Origin of the sequence: Neotamlana nanhaiensis (assembly GCF_000943555.1) — a bacterium.
In the GTDB taxonomy this organism is placed as follows: Bacteria; Bacteroidota; Bacteroidia; order Flavobacteriales; family Flavobacteriaceae; genus Neotamlana; species Neotamlana nanhaiensis.
Genome location: NZ_JTDV01000016.1, coordinates 105,252 through 119,010 on the forward strand (window position 1 = coordinate 105,252; position 13,759 = coordinate 119,010).

Consider the following 13,759-nt stretch of genomic DNA (forward strand, 5'->3'; position numbering starts at 1 on the left):
ATTGAAAGTTACCAAGCATTTTTTTACCGTGAAGTGGTTGGTGTATCTCATTTTTGTGTTGGTTTCAGTTGAAATTATGGCGCAAGAGGTTCATGTTTTCGCTTACGCGGAAGAACATAATGCGGTGTTTGAAACTGATGCTTTTGATGTTTATTCACAGAAGCTTCAGAATCAAAAAGAAACTATAAACAACCAACTTGAAAAAGCGGATACCAAAGCAAAATATAAAGCACACACAGGATTTAGCCAAAGTTTTTTCAACTTGGTAAAATCAGAAAAAAAGGAAAATATTTTTAAAGCTGAAAAAGAAATACATTTTAGCTTAGATTATATTTTAAATGAAAAAGGCAAGGTGCTCGCATGTGCCATATTTATGCCCAAAGAACAAGTGTTTTTAAGCGCATCTGAAATTCAGGCGTTGTTAGAAGAAGCAATGACCCATAAATTTGATTATATAAACAAACCAAAAAGTATAAGTAATTTTTATTTTAAAGTTACATTTTCGTATAACAATATGTTTTAAAATTTGCTAAAACGGCAGATATTTGAAAAAAATTATAAATGAAAAAAGGAGTTTTACTTGTTAATTTAGGCTCTCCAGACAGCCCAACGCCAAAAGACGTTAAAAAGTATTTAGGTGAATTTTTAATGGACGAGCGGGTTATTGATATTCCAACCATTGCGCGTGCGGCTTTAGTAAAAGGTATTATTTTAAAAACGCGCCCAAAGCAATCTGCAGCAGCATACCAAAAAATTTGGTGGGACGAAGGTTCGCCGCTTATCGTTATTTCCGAAAGACTTCAAGCCAAAGTGCAAGAACAACTCGATATGCCTGTTGGTTTAGCCATGCGTTATGGAAGTATGACGATTAAAAAAGGCTTGCAAGCTTTAGTAGATCAAGGTGTGGAGGAAGTGTTGTTATTTCCGTTGTATCCGCAATTTGCCATGGCAACTACCGAGACTATTACGGTTTTAGCCGAAGAATTACGAGAAGCTCATTTTCCGAATTTAAAAATAGAATCGTTTCCAGCGTTTTATAACAAACCAGAATATATTTCGGTGCTTTCAAATTCAATCAAAGCTTATTTACAAGACAAAAATTACGATTACGTGTTGTTTTCTTATCACGGTGTTCCAGAACGCCACATTCGCAAAAGCGACATTACAAAATCGCATTGTAAAATAGACGGTAGTTGTTGTGCTACACCAAGTAAAGCGCACGAGTTTTGTTACAGGCATCAGTGTTTGGAGGTTACCCGTTTGGTGGCCGAAAAATTAGGTCTGGAAGCAGGAACGTTCTCAACGTCGTTTCAATCGCGATTAGGTTTCGATCCGTGGTTGCAACCTTACACCGATAGAACTATTGAGCGTTTAGGAAAACAAGGTGTAAAAAACATGGCTATTGTAACGCCAGCGTTTGTGAGCGATTGTTTAGAAACTTTAGAGGAAATAGCCATGGAAGGACAGGAGCTTTTTCATGAAGTAGGAGGTAACGATTTTACAACCGTACCTTGTTTAAACGATGACCAAGAATGGGCAAGTTTACTCGCAACATGGGTTGAAAATTGGGCGAAGGCATAAGGCTCAAGACAAAAAATAGATGGCAAAAATAAAATCTGAAGATTTAGGAACGCAATCCATTAGCAAACTATTAGTTAGGCAAGCTGTACCAGCATCTATTGGTATTTTGGTAATGTCGCTTAACATTTTAGTCGATACCATTTTTGTTGGGCATTGGATAGGTTCTATTGCTATTGCTGCCATAAATGTGGTGTTGCCAGTGTCGTTTTTTATTGCAGCGTTGGGTATGAGTATTGGTATTGGCGGATCGTCTATTATTTCGAGAGCGCTTGGTGCTAATAATAAAGATAAGGCGTTATCAACTTTTGGTAATCAAATCACGCTTACTTTGCTTTTAACCATTACTTTGGTGGTTTTTGGCTTAGTTTTTATAAATGATATTATTCCTGCTTTTGGTGGTAAAGGCGCCATTTTTGAACCTGCAAAAATTTATTACCGTATTGTGCTATATGGTGTTCCTATTTTGGCACTAAGTATGATGGGAAATACAGTAATTCGCGCCGAAGGTAAGCCTAAATTTGCTATGTACGCGATGATGCTTCCATCGGTTAGTAATCTTATTTTAGATTATTTGTTTATCAACCTATTTGGTTGGGGAATGGAAGGCGCTGCCTGGGCAACTACTATTTCGTATGTGGTGTGTTTTCTATTTATTGTGTGGTTTTTTATCTCTAAACATTCCGAGTTAAAATTGAGTTTTCCACACTTTACACTTCAATTTAATATTGTAAAAGAAATTGCTTCACTTGGTTTTGTAACGCTTTCAAGGCAAGCTGTGGTAAGTATCACTTATTTGTTAATGAATAATATTTTATTCAATCTCGGTGGCGCTACATCGGTAACGGCTTATGCTATTGTTGGGCGTATGCTTATGTTTGCTATGTTTCCTGTGTTGGGTGTAACGCAAGGGTTTTTGCCCATTGCAGGCTTTAATTATGGAGCTCAGCATTTTTCCCGCGTACGCGAAAGCATCAATACAGCCATAAAATATGCGTCTATTTTAGCAACCATTGTTTTTGTGCTGCTTATGGCTTTTCCGGTTTTAATCACTAAGATGTTTACTACCGATGTTGAGGTTATAAAGCAAACACCAAGTGCTATGCGATGGGTGTTTGCAGCAACGCCAATTATTGCCATTCAGTTAATAGGTGCTGCATATTTTCAAGCCATTGGTAAAGCAAAACCAGCGTTGTTATTAACATTAAGTCGACAAGGCTTTTTCTTTATTCCGCTAATTTTTATACTCCCAAAATTGTATGGTGAATTTGGTGTTTGGGTATCGTTTCCTATTGCCGATACGCTTGCAACCATTGTGACAGCTTATTTTTTAAATCGAGAAATTCGTAAAAACTTAATTACAAAAATTGAATAATTATGGACTATTACAACTATATAAAATCGTTTCATCTCATTTTTGTAATTACTTGGTTTGCGGGTTTGTTTTATATTCCGCGTTTGTTTGTATATCAAATTGAAGCTAACGAAAAACCATCACCAGAAAAAGAAATTTTAAGCAAACAGCTTAAACTCATGGCAAAGCGTTTGTGGTTTATTATTACATGGCCGTCTGCTATTTTGGCGACTATTTTTGCAATTTGGTTGCTTATTATTAATCCGTTTTGGTTGCACCAAGCTTGGATGCATGTAAAACTTGCCTTCGTATTTTTACTGTTTATTTATCATTATAAAACGCACATTTTTTACAAACAATTGCAAAACGATAGCTGTAAAAAAACATCGAGTTTTATGCGTATTTGGAACGAAGGTGCGACGTTTATTCTGTTTGCGGTAGTGTTTTTAGTCATTTTAAAAAGCGCGATAAATTGGGTTTGGGGAGTTGTTGGCATTTTAGTGTTAGGTGTGCTTCTTATGCTTGGTTTTAAGCTATATAAACGTATTCGTGAGAAGAACCCTGAGGCGTAATCGGATATTTTAGTTGTAAATAAATCTTCAGTTCAAAAAGCTTCATTTTACATAGACTAACAAATTTTGGTGTAATTATTGCTATATTTAAATCCAATATAATTTTCGCTTGAAACTAAAACAACTATCCTTACGAACACGCATTTTTATAGCCATGATTTTACTGGTGGTGTTAGCTTCGGTATTAATTACCGTTGTGGCCATTTATCAGTATAAAGAGCAAAGTGAAGATTATCACACCGATCGTTTAGGGCGAAAAGAAGATAATATTAGAACGCACATTACCAGTGTTTTAAATGGTAGGCAAAATACTTGGGAAGTAAAAACTGAGAATATTCCGTACATTTTTAAAGAGGATATTTATACCATTGCGCATATTCATAAATTACAAATTAATTTATATGATTTGGAGGGTTCTATGCTTATTTCATCGAAGGCTAATTTGAAGCCAGATTTAGCCGAACGTTGCATTGATGCCGAAATTTTAAACGCTATTTCGCACACCGCCGATCACCGATATGTTGATATACATGAAGAGAATGGTGAAACATTTTTATCGTCTTATATCTATATTAAAGATCAGAAATCGAAACCTTTAGCGATACTAAATTTACCTTATTTAGAGAGTGACGATTTCTTGTCAATGGAACTTAATCAGTTTTTAGAGCGATTAAGATATGCTTTCTTTTTAGTGTTGTTGATGGCCATAGGAATTGCCTTTTTGTTATCAAAATACATTACAAAATCCTTAAAAACCATAAGTGATAAAATTAATGCAACGCGATTAGAAAGACGCAACCAAAAGCTTGAAACTAGCGACACGAGTGAGGAAATTTCAACACTCGTGAGTTCGTATAATAGTATGATTGACGAGCTTGAAGAAAGTGCTGTTCAATTGGCAAAAAGCGAGCGTGAACAGGCGTGGCGCGAAATGGCAAAACAGGTAGCCCACGAAATTAAAAATCCGTTAACTCCAATGCGATTAACGGTTCAAAACTTTCAGCGTAAGTTCGATCCTAGCGATCCCGATATTCATTTAAAAGTTAATGAATATAGTAAAACTATTATTCAGCAAATAGATACCATGAGTAGCATTGCTTCGGCGTTTTCAAATTTTGCAAAAATGCCTGCGCAACAAAATGAAACTCTTAATGTGGTTAAAATTGTAAAATTAGCGTTAGATATTTTTAACGAAAATTACATTGTTTTTACGGCTGATGAAGAAGTAATAATTGCCAAATTAGATCGTACACAACTTATTCGTGTAGTTACTAATTTAGTTAAAAACGCTATTCAAGCTATACCAGATGCGAAGTCCGGAAAAATACTGGTAAATGTAAATCAAGATTATGAAAACGTAATTATTACCATTGCTGATAATGGTACCGGAATTTCGGAAGAAAACATCGATAAGGTTTTCGAGCCTAAATTTACAACCAAAACCAGTGGTATGGGACTTGGTTTAGCGATGGTAAAAAATATTGTTGAAACCTATAAAGGAAGCATCAGCTTTACTACCGAAAAAAATATTGGTACGACCTTTAAAGTGATTTTTCCTAAAGATTAAAAAATAAAAATTATGAGCTATTCAAATATTTTATCAACCTATAAAAGTGGTATAACTACAATTACGGTTAATCGCCCTAAAAAGCTTAATGCTTTAAATAAAGAAACAATCAGTGAGCTTCATGAGGCTTTTAAAGTAGCCGATGCCGATAGAGAGACGCAGGTAATCATTGTAACGGGTAGTGGCGATAAGGCTTTTGTAGCAGGCGCCGATATAAGCGAATTTGCAGATTTTTCAGGTGAAGAAGGTGCCGAATTAGCAGCAAAAGGTCAGGAAATACTCTTCAATTTTATTGAAAATTTAAGCACGCCCGTTATTGCGGCAGTTAATGGTTTTGCGCTCGGTGGCGGACTGGAATTAGCGATGGCTTGCCATTTTAGAGTTGCCAGTAACAATGCTAAAATGGGCTTGCCAGAAGTGAGTTTAGGCGTTATTCCGGGTTATGGCGGTACGCAACGTTTACCACAACTAATTGGAAAAGGTCGCGCTATGGAAATGATTATGACCGCAGGCATGATTGATGCTAATAATGCCTTAAATTATGGTTTGGTAAATCATATTACTATTCAAGCTGAATTGCTGAGTTTTTGCGAAAGTATAGCCAACAAAATAATGAGAAATTCCCCTGTGGCTATTGGTAAAGCTATTCAAGCGGTTAATGCGAATTATAAAACAGCTGTAGATGGTTATCAAGTAGAAATTGAAGCGTTTGGTGCTTGTTTTGATACCGAAGATTTTAAAGAAGGTACATCCGCTTTTTTACAAAAACGAAAGGCTAATTTTCCAGGAGCGTAGATGATGAGGTATTTTTTAAGTGTTATTTTTATTTTCGTTTTTGTATTTCAAGGGTTTTGTCAGCGCATTAAAACAGAAAGCGGTGATATTTCTATTTTAAAAGGAGAAAAAGAACTCGCGGTTAGTTTTAGCTACGATAGCATTAAAGTACATGGCTACGATACCGAAACCGAATTTGTTAAAGTTAAAGCCCAATTAAGAGAAAAACACGAACCAGGTTCTGGAGCTGTTTTCGAAAAAGCTTGGTTTGCCGACAGAGAAGCGTTTTACGAACCTTTATTTATTGAAGATATTAATAAGGCACTACCCCAAAAACGACATATTAATTTGGTTAAAAACAACCCTAAGGCCAAGTATAATTTACATATTGAAACACTTTGGGTATATCCCGGTTATAATGTGGGGTTTTCGCATCCTGCAAAAATTGATGTTGCTCTTAAGGTTTACGAAATTAATAATCCTGAAAATGTGATTTGGCAATCGCAAACTCCAATTAGGATACAAGCTAAAGCAGCGCCTTACAAAAGAGAGTTGCGCATAGGTGCTGCTTATAAAGAATTAGGAATTTTAATGTCTTGGTATTTTAAGAAGAGGTTGAAGTAAGTGCATTATTTCGCTAAACGTATACTTTCATATACGATTTCTAATGTTTCCATAGCAGCTTCATTACTTCGCGCATTTAAATCACTCCAACGTAATTTTATAGGAAAGGCATTCGTTAGTATCCATGTTATTTCAGGTTCTTTATTTTCGTTGAGTAATGAAATGGTAATATCTCGACGATCAATCGTGTTTCCTTTTACAGAATTTATCCAATCGTAATAGTCATTGTCGTTTTTAATAATACCTCGTTTTAAAATTATGGTATTCTTTTTTTGCTGCCCAGGCATCAAAACTGGGCCGTTTGTAACAAAGGCTCCTTCAGTATATTGAATAGGTTCTATTTCTAATGCAAGGCCTATTACTTCCGAAACGCCAATACGATTCCCGCCCCAGTTTACTGTAAATCTGTTTGTGCTTAAAGGATATTTAGACATAAAAATTACTTTATTTAAAAGGTTGTTAATTCGACTAATCACATTTAAGTTTTTAATTTTCAATAACTTAATTTTAAAATTAAAGTATTTTGTTCAAAATTCCAATTTTGTTAATAACCAACTTTCGCTTTAACATTTTCCGCTTAAATTAATCCCTAACTTTAAACTGAATTTTTCCACAAAACCCTCAAAACTTCTAAAAATTGAACCCAAAATCTGCTTTAAAAGGTCGCGGAGCGCAACTTAACACGCCCAATCGCTTTTTCGAATTTAGCCATGAAATGCGTAACGATTTCTTGGAATATTGCCAAAAAGAAGGTGAAAAGGCCGACAAAAATAAAACACTTTACCTACCGGTATTTCCAAAAACTATAGTTAACAAAGTACAAAGTCCCGATGTTGGTATGGCGTATTCTATGAATATGTATCAAGGTTGTGAGCACGGTTGTATTTATTGTTATGCCCGTAATACCCACGAATATTGGGGTTATAGTGCGGGTTTAGATTTTGAGCGTCGTATTTTGGTAAAAAAAGATGCGCCTAAACTGTTGGAAGCACATTTGAAAAAGAAATCCTGGAAAGCGCAAACTATAGTTATGTCAGGAAACACCGATTGTTACCAACCCGCAGAACAGGAATTTGAAATTACCAGAAAATGTTTGGAGGTGTTTTTAAAGTATAAGCATCCTGTTGGTATAATTACCAAAAACGATTTAATTCTTCGAGATTTAGAGTTGCTTAAAGCGCTCGCGAAACACAATTTAATAGGTGTAAATATATCGATAACGTCTTTAAGTGAAGACACACGTCGTATTTTAGAACCGCGAACAACAACAATTAAAAAGCGATTAGAAACGGTAAAAGTACTTAGTGAAAATAATATTCCGGTTAATGTTATGTTAGCTCCCATAATACCCAGCATAAATAGTCATGAAATTTTACCGCTGACTAAAGCGGTTTCCGATTGTGGAGCGCTATCTATTGGACATACCGTGGTACGTTTAAATGGTGCTATTGGTGAAATTTTTACCGATTGGATTAACAAAACCATGCCAGATCGTGCAGAAAAAGTGTTGCATCAAATTCAAGATTGTCACGGTGGTAACTTAAACGATTCGCGTTATGCTACCCGAATGCGTGGCGAGGGTAAAATAGCCGAACAAATTAATATGCTTGTAAGTTTAGCTAAACGTAAATATTTCGCCAATAAAAACATGCCCAAACTAAATACTGAATTGTTTGAGCAATATAAAGGAGGGCAGCTAAAGTTGTTTTAAAGGCTATTTAGTAAATGTATTTTTTTTGAAAATATATTATTTTACACTAAAACTCGTTAGTAATAAATATATTTGACCATTGAATACACAAACATGCTTAAACAACTTTTTGTTTTAATATTTTGCTTGATACCCTTGGGTTATTTTGCTCAAGATTATTCTGCGCTTTGGGAAGGTCATTTTTCATATAATCAAATAATTGATGTCTCAAAAGGTGAAAATAAAATATTTGCCGCTTCAACAAATGCTATTTTTTCTTTGAATACTCAAAATAATGACATGGAAGAAATTAGCACAATTCATGGACTTTCTGGTGAAACTATTTCAACCATTTATTATAGCGAAGATTATGAACTTTTAGTAGTTGGATACGAAAACGGATTAATTGAAGTGGTTTTTGAAGATGGTAGCAGTGTTTTAACCTTAGTTGATATTGTTGAAAAAGTAACCATTTCACCCGCTAACAAAAGAATCAATCATTTTAATGCTTTCGAAAACAAGTTGTACGTTTCTACCAATTATGGTATAACCGTTTTTAGTTTAGACCGATTAGAGTTTGGAGACACCTATTTTATTGGCGATAACGGTGCTCAAATTCAAGTCAATCAAACCGCTGTTTCTAATGGGTATATTTATGCAGCTTGTACTAGTGGTAATGGCATCCGCAAAGGTTTAATTGCTAATACTAATTTAATCGATTTCCAAAACTGGGAACGTGTTGCAACTGGAAATTGGTTGAATGCTCAAATGGTTAACAATAAACTTTACGTGATAAGTGGAGGACGCTGGATATACGAAATGGAAAATGATGTATTAACTAGGTTAGTACAATATGGTACTACGCCCTTAAAATTACAATCGGCCAATAATAATCTATTAGTTACAACACAGAATAATGTATTTGTTTATGATTCGGAATTTAATCCAATTTTACAAGTAGATATTAACCCGTTATTCGATACGCAATACACGGCCGCAATTAGCGATACCCAAAATTTATACATTGGCACTCAGGATTTTGGAGTTTTACAAACGGCACTTACCGATGGTATTGATTTCATTGAGGTGCATCCTGAGGGACCACTTTTAAATATACCATTTTCAATAGAATCGTCGCCCGATGGTTTATGGGTAACTTTTGGTGAGTACACCGGTTTTTACAACCCTTATCCGTTAGATAACAGAGGTGTTAGTCATTTAAAATTCGGTTCTTGGATAAATATTAATTACGATGCGGTTTTTGAAGCAAAAAGTTTAAACGAAATAGCAGTAAATCCTAATAATCGCAACCAAGTATTTGTAAGTTCTTTTTTTAGTGGTTTACTAGAAATTAATGATGATTTACCAACTACCTTATACAATCAAGAAAATAGTGGTTTAGAGTCCTTGGTTTTGTCTAACAACCCAAATTATATAGATATTCGAGTTGGTGCCTCAGCTTTCGATAATAATGGGATTTTATGGACGCTTACCAGCTTAGTAGATAAACCTTTAAAATCGTTTAACCCAGAAACCAACCAATGGAGAAGCTTTAGTTATGAAGATGTTATTTCTGATGGTTTCAGTGATGGTAATCTAGGGTTTTCAGATATGGTTATAGGTAACAATGGCACAAAATGGGCCTCTTGTTATAAGTATGGTGTGATTGCTTATAATGAAAATGAAAGTCCAGTAATTAAGGCCATTTATTCCGAAGACCAAAACATGCCCGATCCATGGGCTACAGCTTTAGCATTAGATAATAGAAATCAATTATGGATTGGTACCTACCGTGGTTTAAGAGTGTTGTATAACACCTCTAATTTTTTTGAAACAGACGATGTACAGGCTTATGAAATTATTATTGAAGAAAATGGAGAAGCTCAAGAATTGTTGTTTCAACAATATATTACAGATATTGAAGTAGATGGCTCTAATAATAAATGGGTTGGTACAGATAGTTCAGGATTATTTTACTTTTCATCAGATGGTCAAAACACCATTTATCATTTTACTACAGATAATTCACCTTTACCATCAAATAGTATTCGAGATATTGCTTTAGATGATAATAACGGGGCTGTTTATATAGCAACAAATAAAGGATTAGTGTCGTTTTCTTCAGGAAGTTCAAGTACGTTTAATACTTTAGAGCAAGCTTTTGTATATCCAAATCCGGTACGACCAAAATTTAATTTAAATGAAAAAAAGGTAACCATAAAAGATATTTCGGAAAATGTAAATATTAAAATCACCGATGTAGCAGGTAATTTGGTTGCCGAAGCACAATCTAACATCAATCAGCGTTATAAAGGTTACAATTTAGAAATTGATGGCGGAACAGCCTATTGGAACGGAAAAAATCTTGCAAACAATACGGTTGCTTCGGGCGTGTATTTAATTATGTTGTCCGATTTAGATACGCTCGAAACTAAAGTTTTAAAATTAATGGTAGTACGCTAATGTTACTCACTACAAATGCCATTGTACTATCTAAATTTAGGTATAAAGACAACGATTTAATTGTAAAATGCTACACACAAGAAAAAGGTGTGTTAAGTGTGTTGTTACGAGGTGTTTTTAAAAGTAAAAAGGGTGGTTCTAAAATAGCATATTATCAACTATTATCACAAATTCAAATTGTAATTAACTACAATACAAAAAGCAGTTTACATGGCGTAAAGGAAACCAAACCAATTCATATTTATACAAGCTTGCATACTAATGTATTAAAAAGCGCTATTGTAATGTTTTTAGCTGAAGTACTGTCAACAGCTTTAAAAGAAGAAGAACAAAATAAAACACTTTATACGTATTTAGAACACACCTTACTGTGGCTAGATAACCAGCAATCATTTGCTAATTTTCATTTATTATTTTTACTAAACTTAACTAAATATTTAGGATTCTACCCCGATGTATCTTTAATTAATCTACCCTATTTTAACTTATACGAAGGTGAATTTCAAGACCAAGTAACCGACAAATTTTCTGTTAGTAACGAAAATTTAATCTTACTAAAAGCTTTGTTAGGTACAAAATTTGATGCACTTAATGAGTTGAAAATTAATGTGAAGCAAAGACAATCGTTTTTAAGTATGTTATTGCTTTATTTTGACTTACATTTGGGCGCTTTTAAAAAGCCCAAATCATTACAAATATTTAATCAGGTTTTTAGTTAATTAATGAGGTGCTTTTTCATTACTTGTTGTGCGTTGTTGTCAAGCTTTTTACAAGCGCAGCAAATAAAGGTTTTAAATTCTACAACCAGCGAACCACTTTTTGGAGTCGCTATTTATAATATAGATAAAACTAAAAGCACGATCACTAATTTTAGGGGTGAAGCCAATATTTCAGATTTTTCAAATAATGAGGTTATTTACTTTAAGCATCTTTCCTATGTTTTAAAGCGCGTAAAAAAGAGTAGTATTGAAAACAACAAAGTATTTTTAACCCCTAATACGCAAGGTTTAGAAGAAGTACTAATTTCAGCATCTAAATTCGAGCAAAGTAAACGCCATATTCCTCAAAAAATAATTAGCATTAATGCTGAAAGCGTTGCGTTTAATAACCCACAAACAAGTGCCGATTTATTAGAGCAAACGGGGCATGTGTTTGTACAGAAAAGCCAATATGGTGGTGGTAGCCCCATGATTCGTGGGTTTTCAACAAACCGATTATTAATTACTGTTGATGGTGTACGTATGAATAATGCCATTTTTAGAGGTGGAAATCTGCAAAATGTAATATCTATCGATCCATTTTCAATTCAAAATACCGAAGTTACATTGGGCGCTGGTTCTGTAATTTATGGTAGCGATGCTATTGGTGGTGTTATGAGTTTTTATACCCAAAAGCCTCAATTATCTAACTCTAATAAGTTGTTTTTTGATGCCAATGTTCTTGCTCGATATGCTAGTACTAGTAACGAAAAAACAGGACACATCGATTTTAATTTAGGTTACAAAAAATGGGCATTTTTAACCAATGCAAGTTATTCCAATTTTGATGATTTGCGTATGGGTAGCTATGGGCCAACAGAGTATTTAAGACCAGAATATGTGGTTACAACAAGTAGTGGTGATCAAATGGTGCAAAATGATAATCCGTTAATTCAGCGATTTTCGGGATATAGCCAAATAAACCTCATGCAAAAGGTGAAATTTCAACCCGATGAAAATTTAAACTTTAATTTAGGATTGTTTTACACCGAAACTTCAAACTACTCGCGTTACGATCGTTTAATTCGTTATCGCGGAAATAATTTGCGTTCGGCAGAGTGGAATTACGGCCCTCAAAAATGGTTTATGTCCAACTTACAAGTAACTAAATTAAGTAGCCGTCCAATTATTTACGATAAGATAAAAGTAACAGCAGCTTATCAAAATTTTAAGGAAAGTCGAATGGATAGAGATTTTCAAGATACCGAACGAAATATAAGAGAAGAAGCTGTTGATGCCTTTTCCTTTAATGCCGATTTTGAAAAGGCTTTACGTGCTAAAACCGAATTATTTTATGGAGCCGAATATATTTATAACAAGGTAAACTCAACTGGGGAGGTTCAAGATATTGCGGCTAATACAAGCACGCCTACCGTATCAAGATATCCCAATGGTGCCACATGGCAATCTGCAGCGGTTTATAGTAGTATTAAGTACAAGCCTAACACGAAGTTTGTATTACAGTCTGGACTGCGTTTTAATCATATTGATTCTGAAGCCGATTTTACCGAAAACAACACATATTTAAACTTGCCTTTTTCAACAGCTAAAAACACTTCAGGAGCTTTAACAGGTACTGCCGGTATAACTTGGTCCCCAAACCAAACTATTCAATGGAAATTAAATGCATCATCGGCCTTTAGAGCACCTAATATTGATGATGTTGGCAAGGTGTTCGATTCCGAACCAGGTTCGGTAGTAGTGCCTAACGAAAATTTAAAACCAGAATACGCTTATGGCGGTGAATTAGGTTTAAAATTAGATTTTAATAGTATTGTAATTTTCGATTTAAACACTTACTACACCTATTTAGATAATGCCTTGGTGCGTCGTGATTATAATTTGAATGGTGAAACCGAAATTATGTACGATGACGAACTTAGTAACGTACAAGCTATACAAAATGCATCGAAAGCATGGATTTATGGTTTTGAAGTAGGTGCAAGAGTTAATTTTACCGATAGATTAAAACTAACATCGCAATATAATATTGTTGGCGGTACCGAAGTAGATAATGGTGTTGAAGTACCGATTAGGCATGCTTCACCAAGTTTTGGTAATGCCCATTTGGTATTTACAGCAAACAAGTTTAAAGTAGATGCTTTTACTAATTTTAGTGATGGTTTTTCGTATTTACAGTTAGCACCATCGGAGCAAGAGAAAGACTATATTTATGCTTTAGATGACAACGGAAACCCATACAGCCCGTCGTGGTACACACTTAATTTAAGAACTCAATACCGAATAACAAATGCAGTCACTATAACTGCTAGTTTAGAAAATATAACTGATCAACGGTATAAAACGTATTCATCGGGAATTGCAGCCGCTGGTAGAAACTTAATTCTGGCCTTGCATTATAACTTTTAGAGAAATAAA

12 protein-coding genes are annotated in these 13,759 nt (G+C 34.6%); 11 read left to right on the top strand and 1 reads right to left on the bottom strand.

Annotated features, from left to right (window positions below):
* The first annotated feature begins 1 nt into the window (after position 1).
* The 7 genes from PK35_RS15710 (at position 2) to PK35_RS15740 (ending at position 6,469) form a co-directional block, all read left to right on the top strand.
* The gene (locus tag PK35_RS15710; protein ID WP_131474429.1) at positions 2-523 is read left to right on the top strand and encodes a hypothetical protein; all 522 of its coding nucleotides are present in this window, start codon (positions 2-4) and stop codon (positions 521-523) included.
* A gap of 38 nt (positions 524-561) precedes the next feature.
* Positions 562-1,581 carry a ferrochelatase gene (gene hemH / locus PK35_RS15715; RefSeq protein ID WP_044627530.1) on the top strand — a complete coding sequence of 340 codons (1,020 nt, stop codon included), beginning with the start codon at positions 562-564 and terminating at the stop codon, positions 1,579-1,581.
* Positions 1,582-1,600: 19 nt separating this feature from the next.
* Positions 1,601-2,953, top strand: a complete 1,353-nt coding sequence (locus PK35_RS15720; protein WP_044627531.1) for an MATE family efflux transporter — start codon at positions 1,601-1,603, stop codon at positions 2,951-2,953.
* A gap of 2 nt (positions 2,954-2,955) precedes the next feature.
* Positions 2,956-3,504: a CopD family protein gene (locus PK35_RS15725; protein ID WP_044627532.1), complete on the top strand. Its 549-nt coding sequence runs from the start codon at positions 2,956-2,958 to the stop codon at positions 3,502-3,504.
* A 109-nt stretch (positions 3,505-3,613) separates the two neighbouring features.
* Positions 3,614-5,071: a sensor histidine kinase gene (locus tag PK35_RS15730; RefSeq protein ID WP_082048607.1), complete on the top strand. Its 1,458-nt coding sequence runs from the start codon at positions 3,614-3,616 to the stop codon at positions 5,069-5,071.
* Between the two features lie 12 nt (positions 5,072-5,083).
* Positions 5,084-5,866, top strand: coding sequence for an enoyl-CoA hydratase/isomerase family protein (locus PK35_RS15735; RefSeq protein ID WP_044627534.1), 783 nt, complete (start codon positions 5,084-5,086; stop codon positions 5,864-5,866).
* Positions 5,867-6,469: a hypothetical protein gene (locus PK35_RS15740; protein ID WP_044627535.1), complete on the top strand. Its 603-nt coding sequence runs from the start codon at positions 5,867-5,869 to the stop codon at positions 6,467-6,469.
* A 5-nt stretch (positions 6,470-6,474) separates the two neighbouring features.
* On the opposite strand, the gene PK35_RS15745 is transcribed toward PK35_RS15740, so the two are convergent.
* Entirely contained in the window at positions 6,475-6,903 is a 429-nt protein-coding gene (locus PK35_RS15745; protein WP_044627572.1) for a phage tail protein, read from the bottom strand.
* A 203-nt stretch (positions 6,904-7,106) separates the two neighbouring features.
* Between PK35_RS15745 and PK35_RS15750 the strand changes: the two genes are divergently transcribed.
* The 4 genes from PK35_RS15750 (at position 7,107) to PK35_RS15765 (ending at position 13,750) form a co-directional block, all read left to right on the top strand.
* Positions 7,107-8,180: a PA0069 family radical SAM protein gene (locus PK35_RS15750; protein ID WP_044627536.1), complete on the top strand. Its 1,074-nt coding sequence runs from the start codon at positions 7,107-7,109 to the stop codon at positions 8,178-8,180.
* A 93-nt stretch (positions 8,181-8,273) separates the two neighbouring features.
* Complete coding sequence (porZ, locus tag PK35_RS15755) at positions 8,274-10,622, top strand: type IX secretion system anionic LPS delivery protein PorZ (protein ID WP_044627573.1); 2,349 nt, start codon at positions 8,274-8,276, stop codon at positions 10,620-10,622.
* Entirely contained in the window at positions 10,622-11,341 is a 720-nt protein-coding gene (gene recO / locus PK35_RS15760) for a DNA repair protein RecO (RefSeq protein ID WP_044627537.1), read from the top strand. Before porZ ends, recO begins: the two co-directional genes overlap by 1 nt.
* 3 nt (positions 11,342-11,344) lie before the next feature.
* Positions 11,345-13,750: a TonB-dependent receptor gene (locus tag PK35_RS15765; protein WP_044627538.1), complete on the top strand. Its 2,406-nt coding sequence runs from the start codon at positions 11,345-11,347 to the stop codon at positions 13,748-13,750.
* The last annotated feature ends 9 nt before the right edge of the window (positions 13,751-13,759 follow it).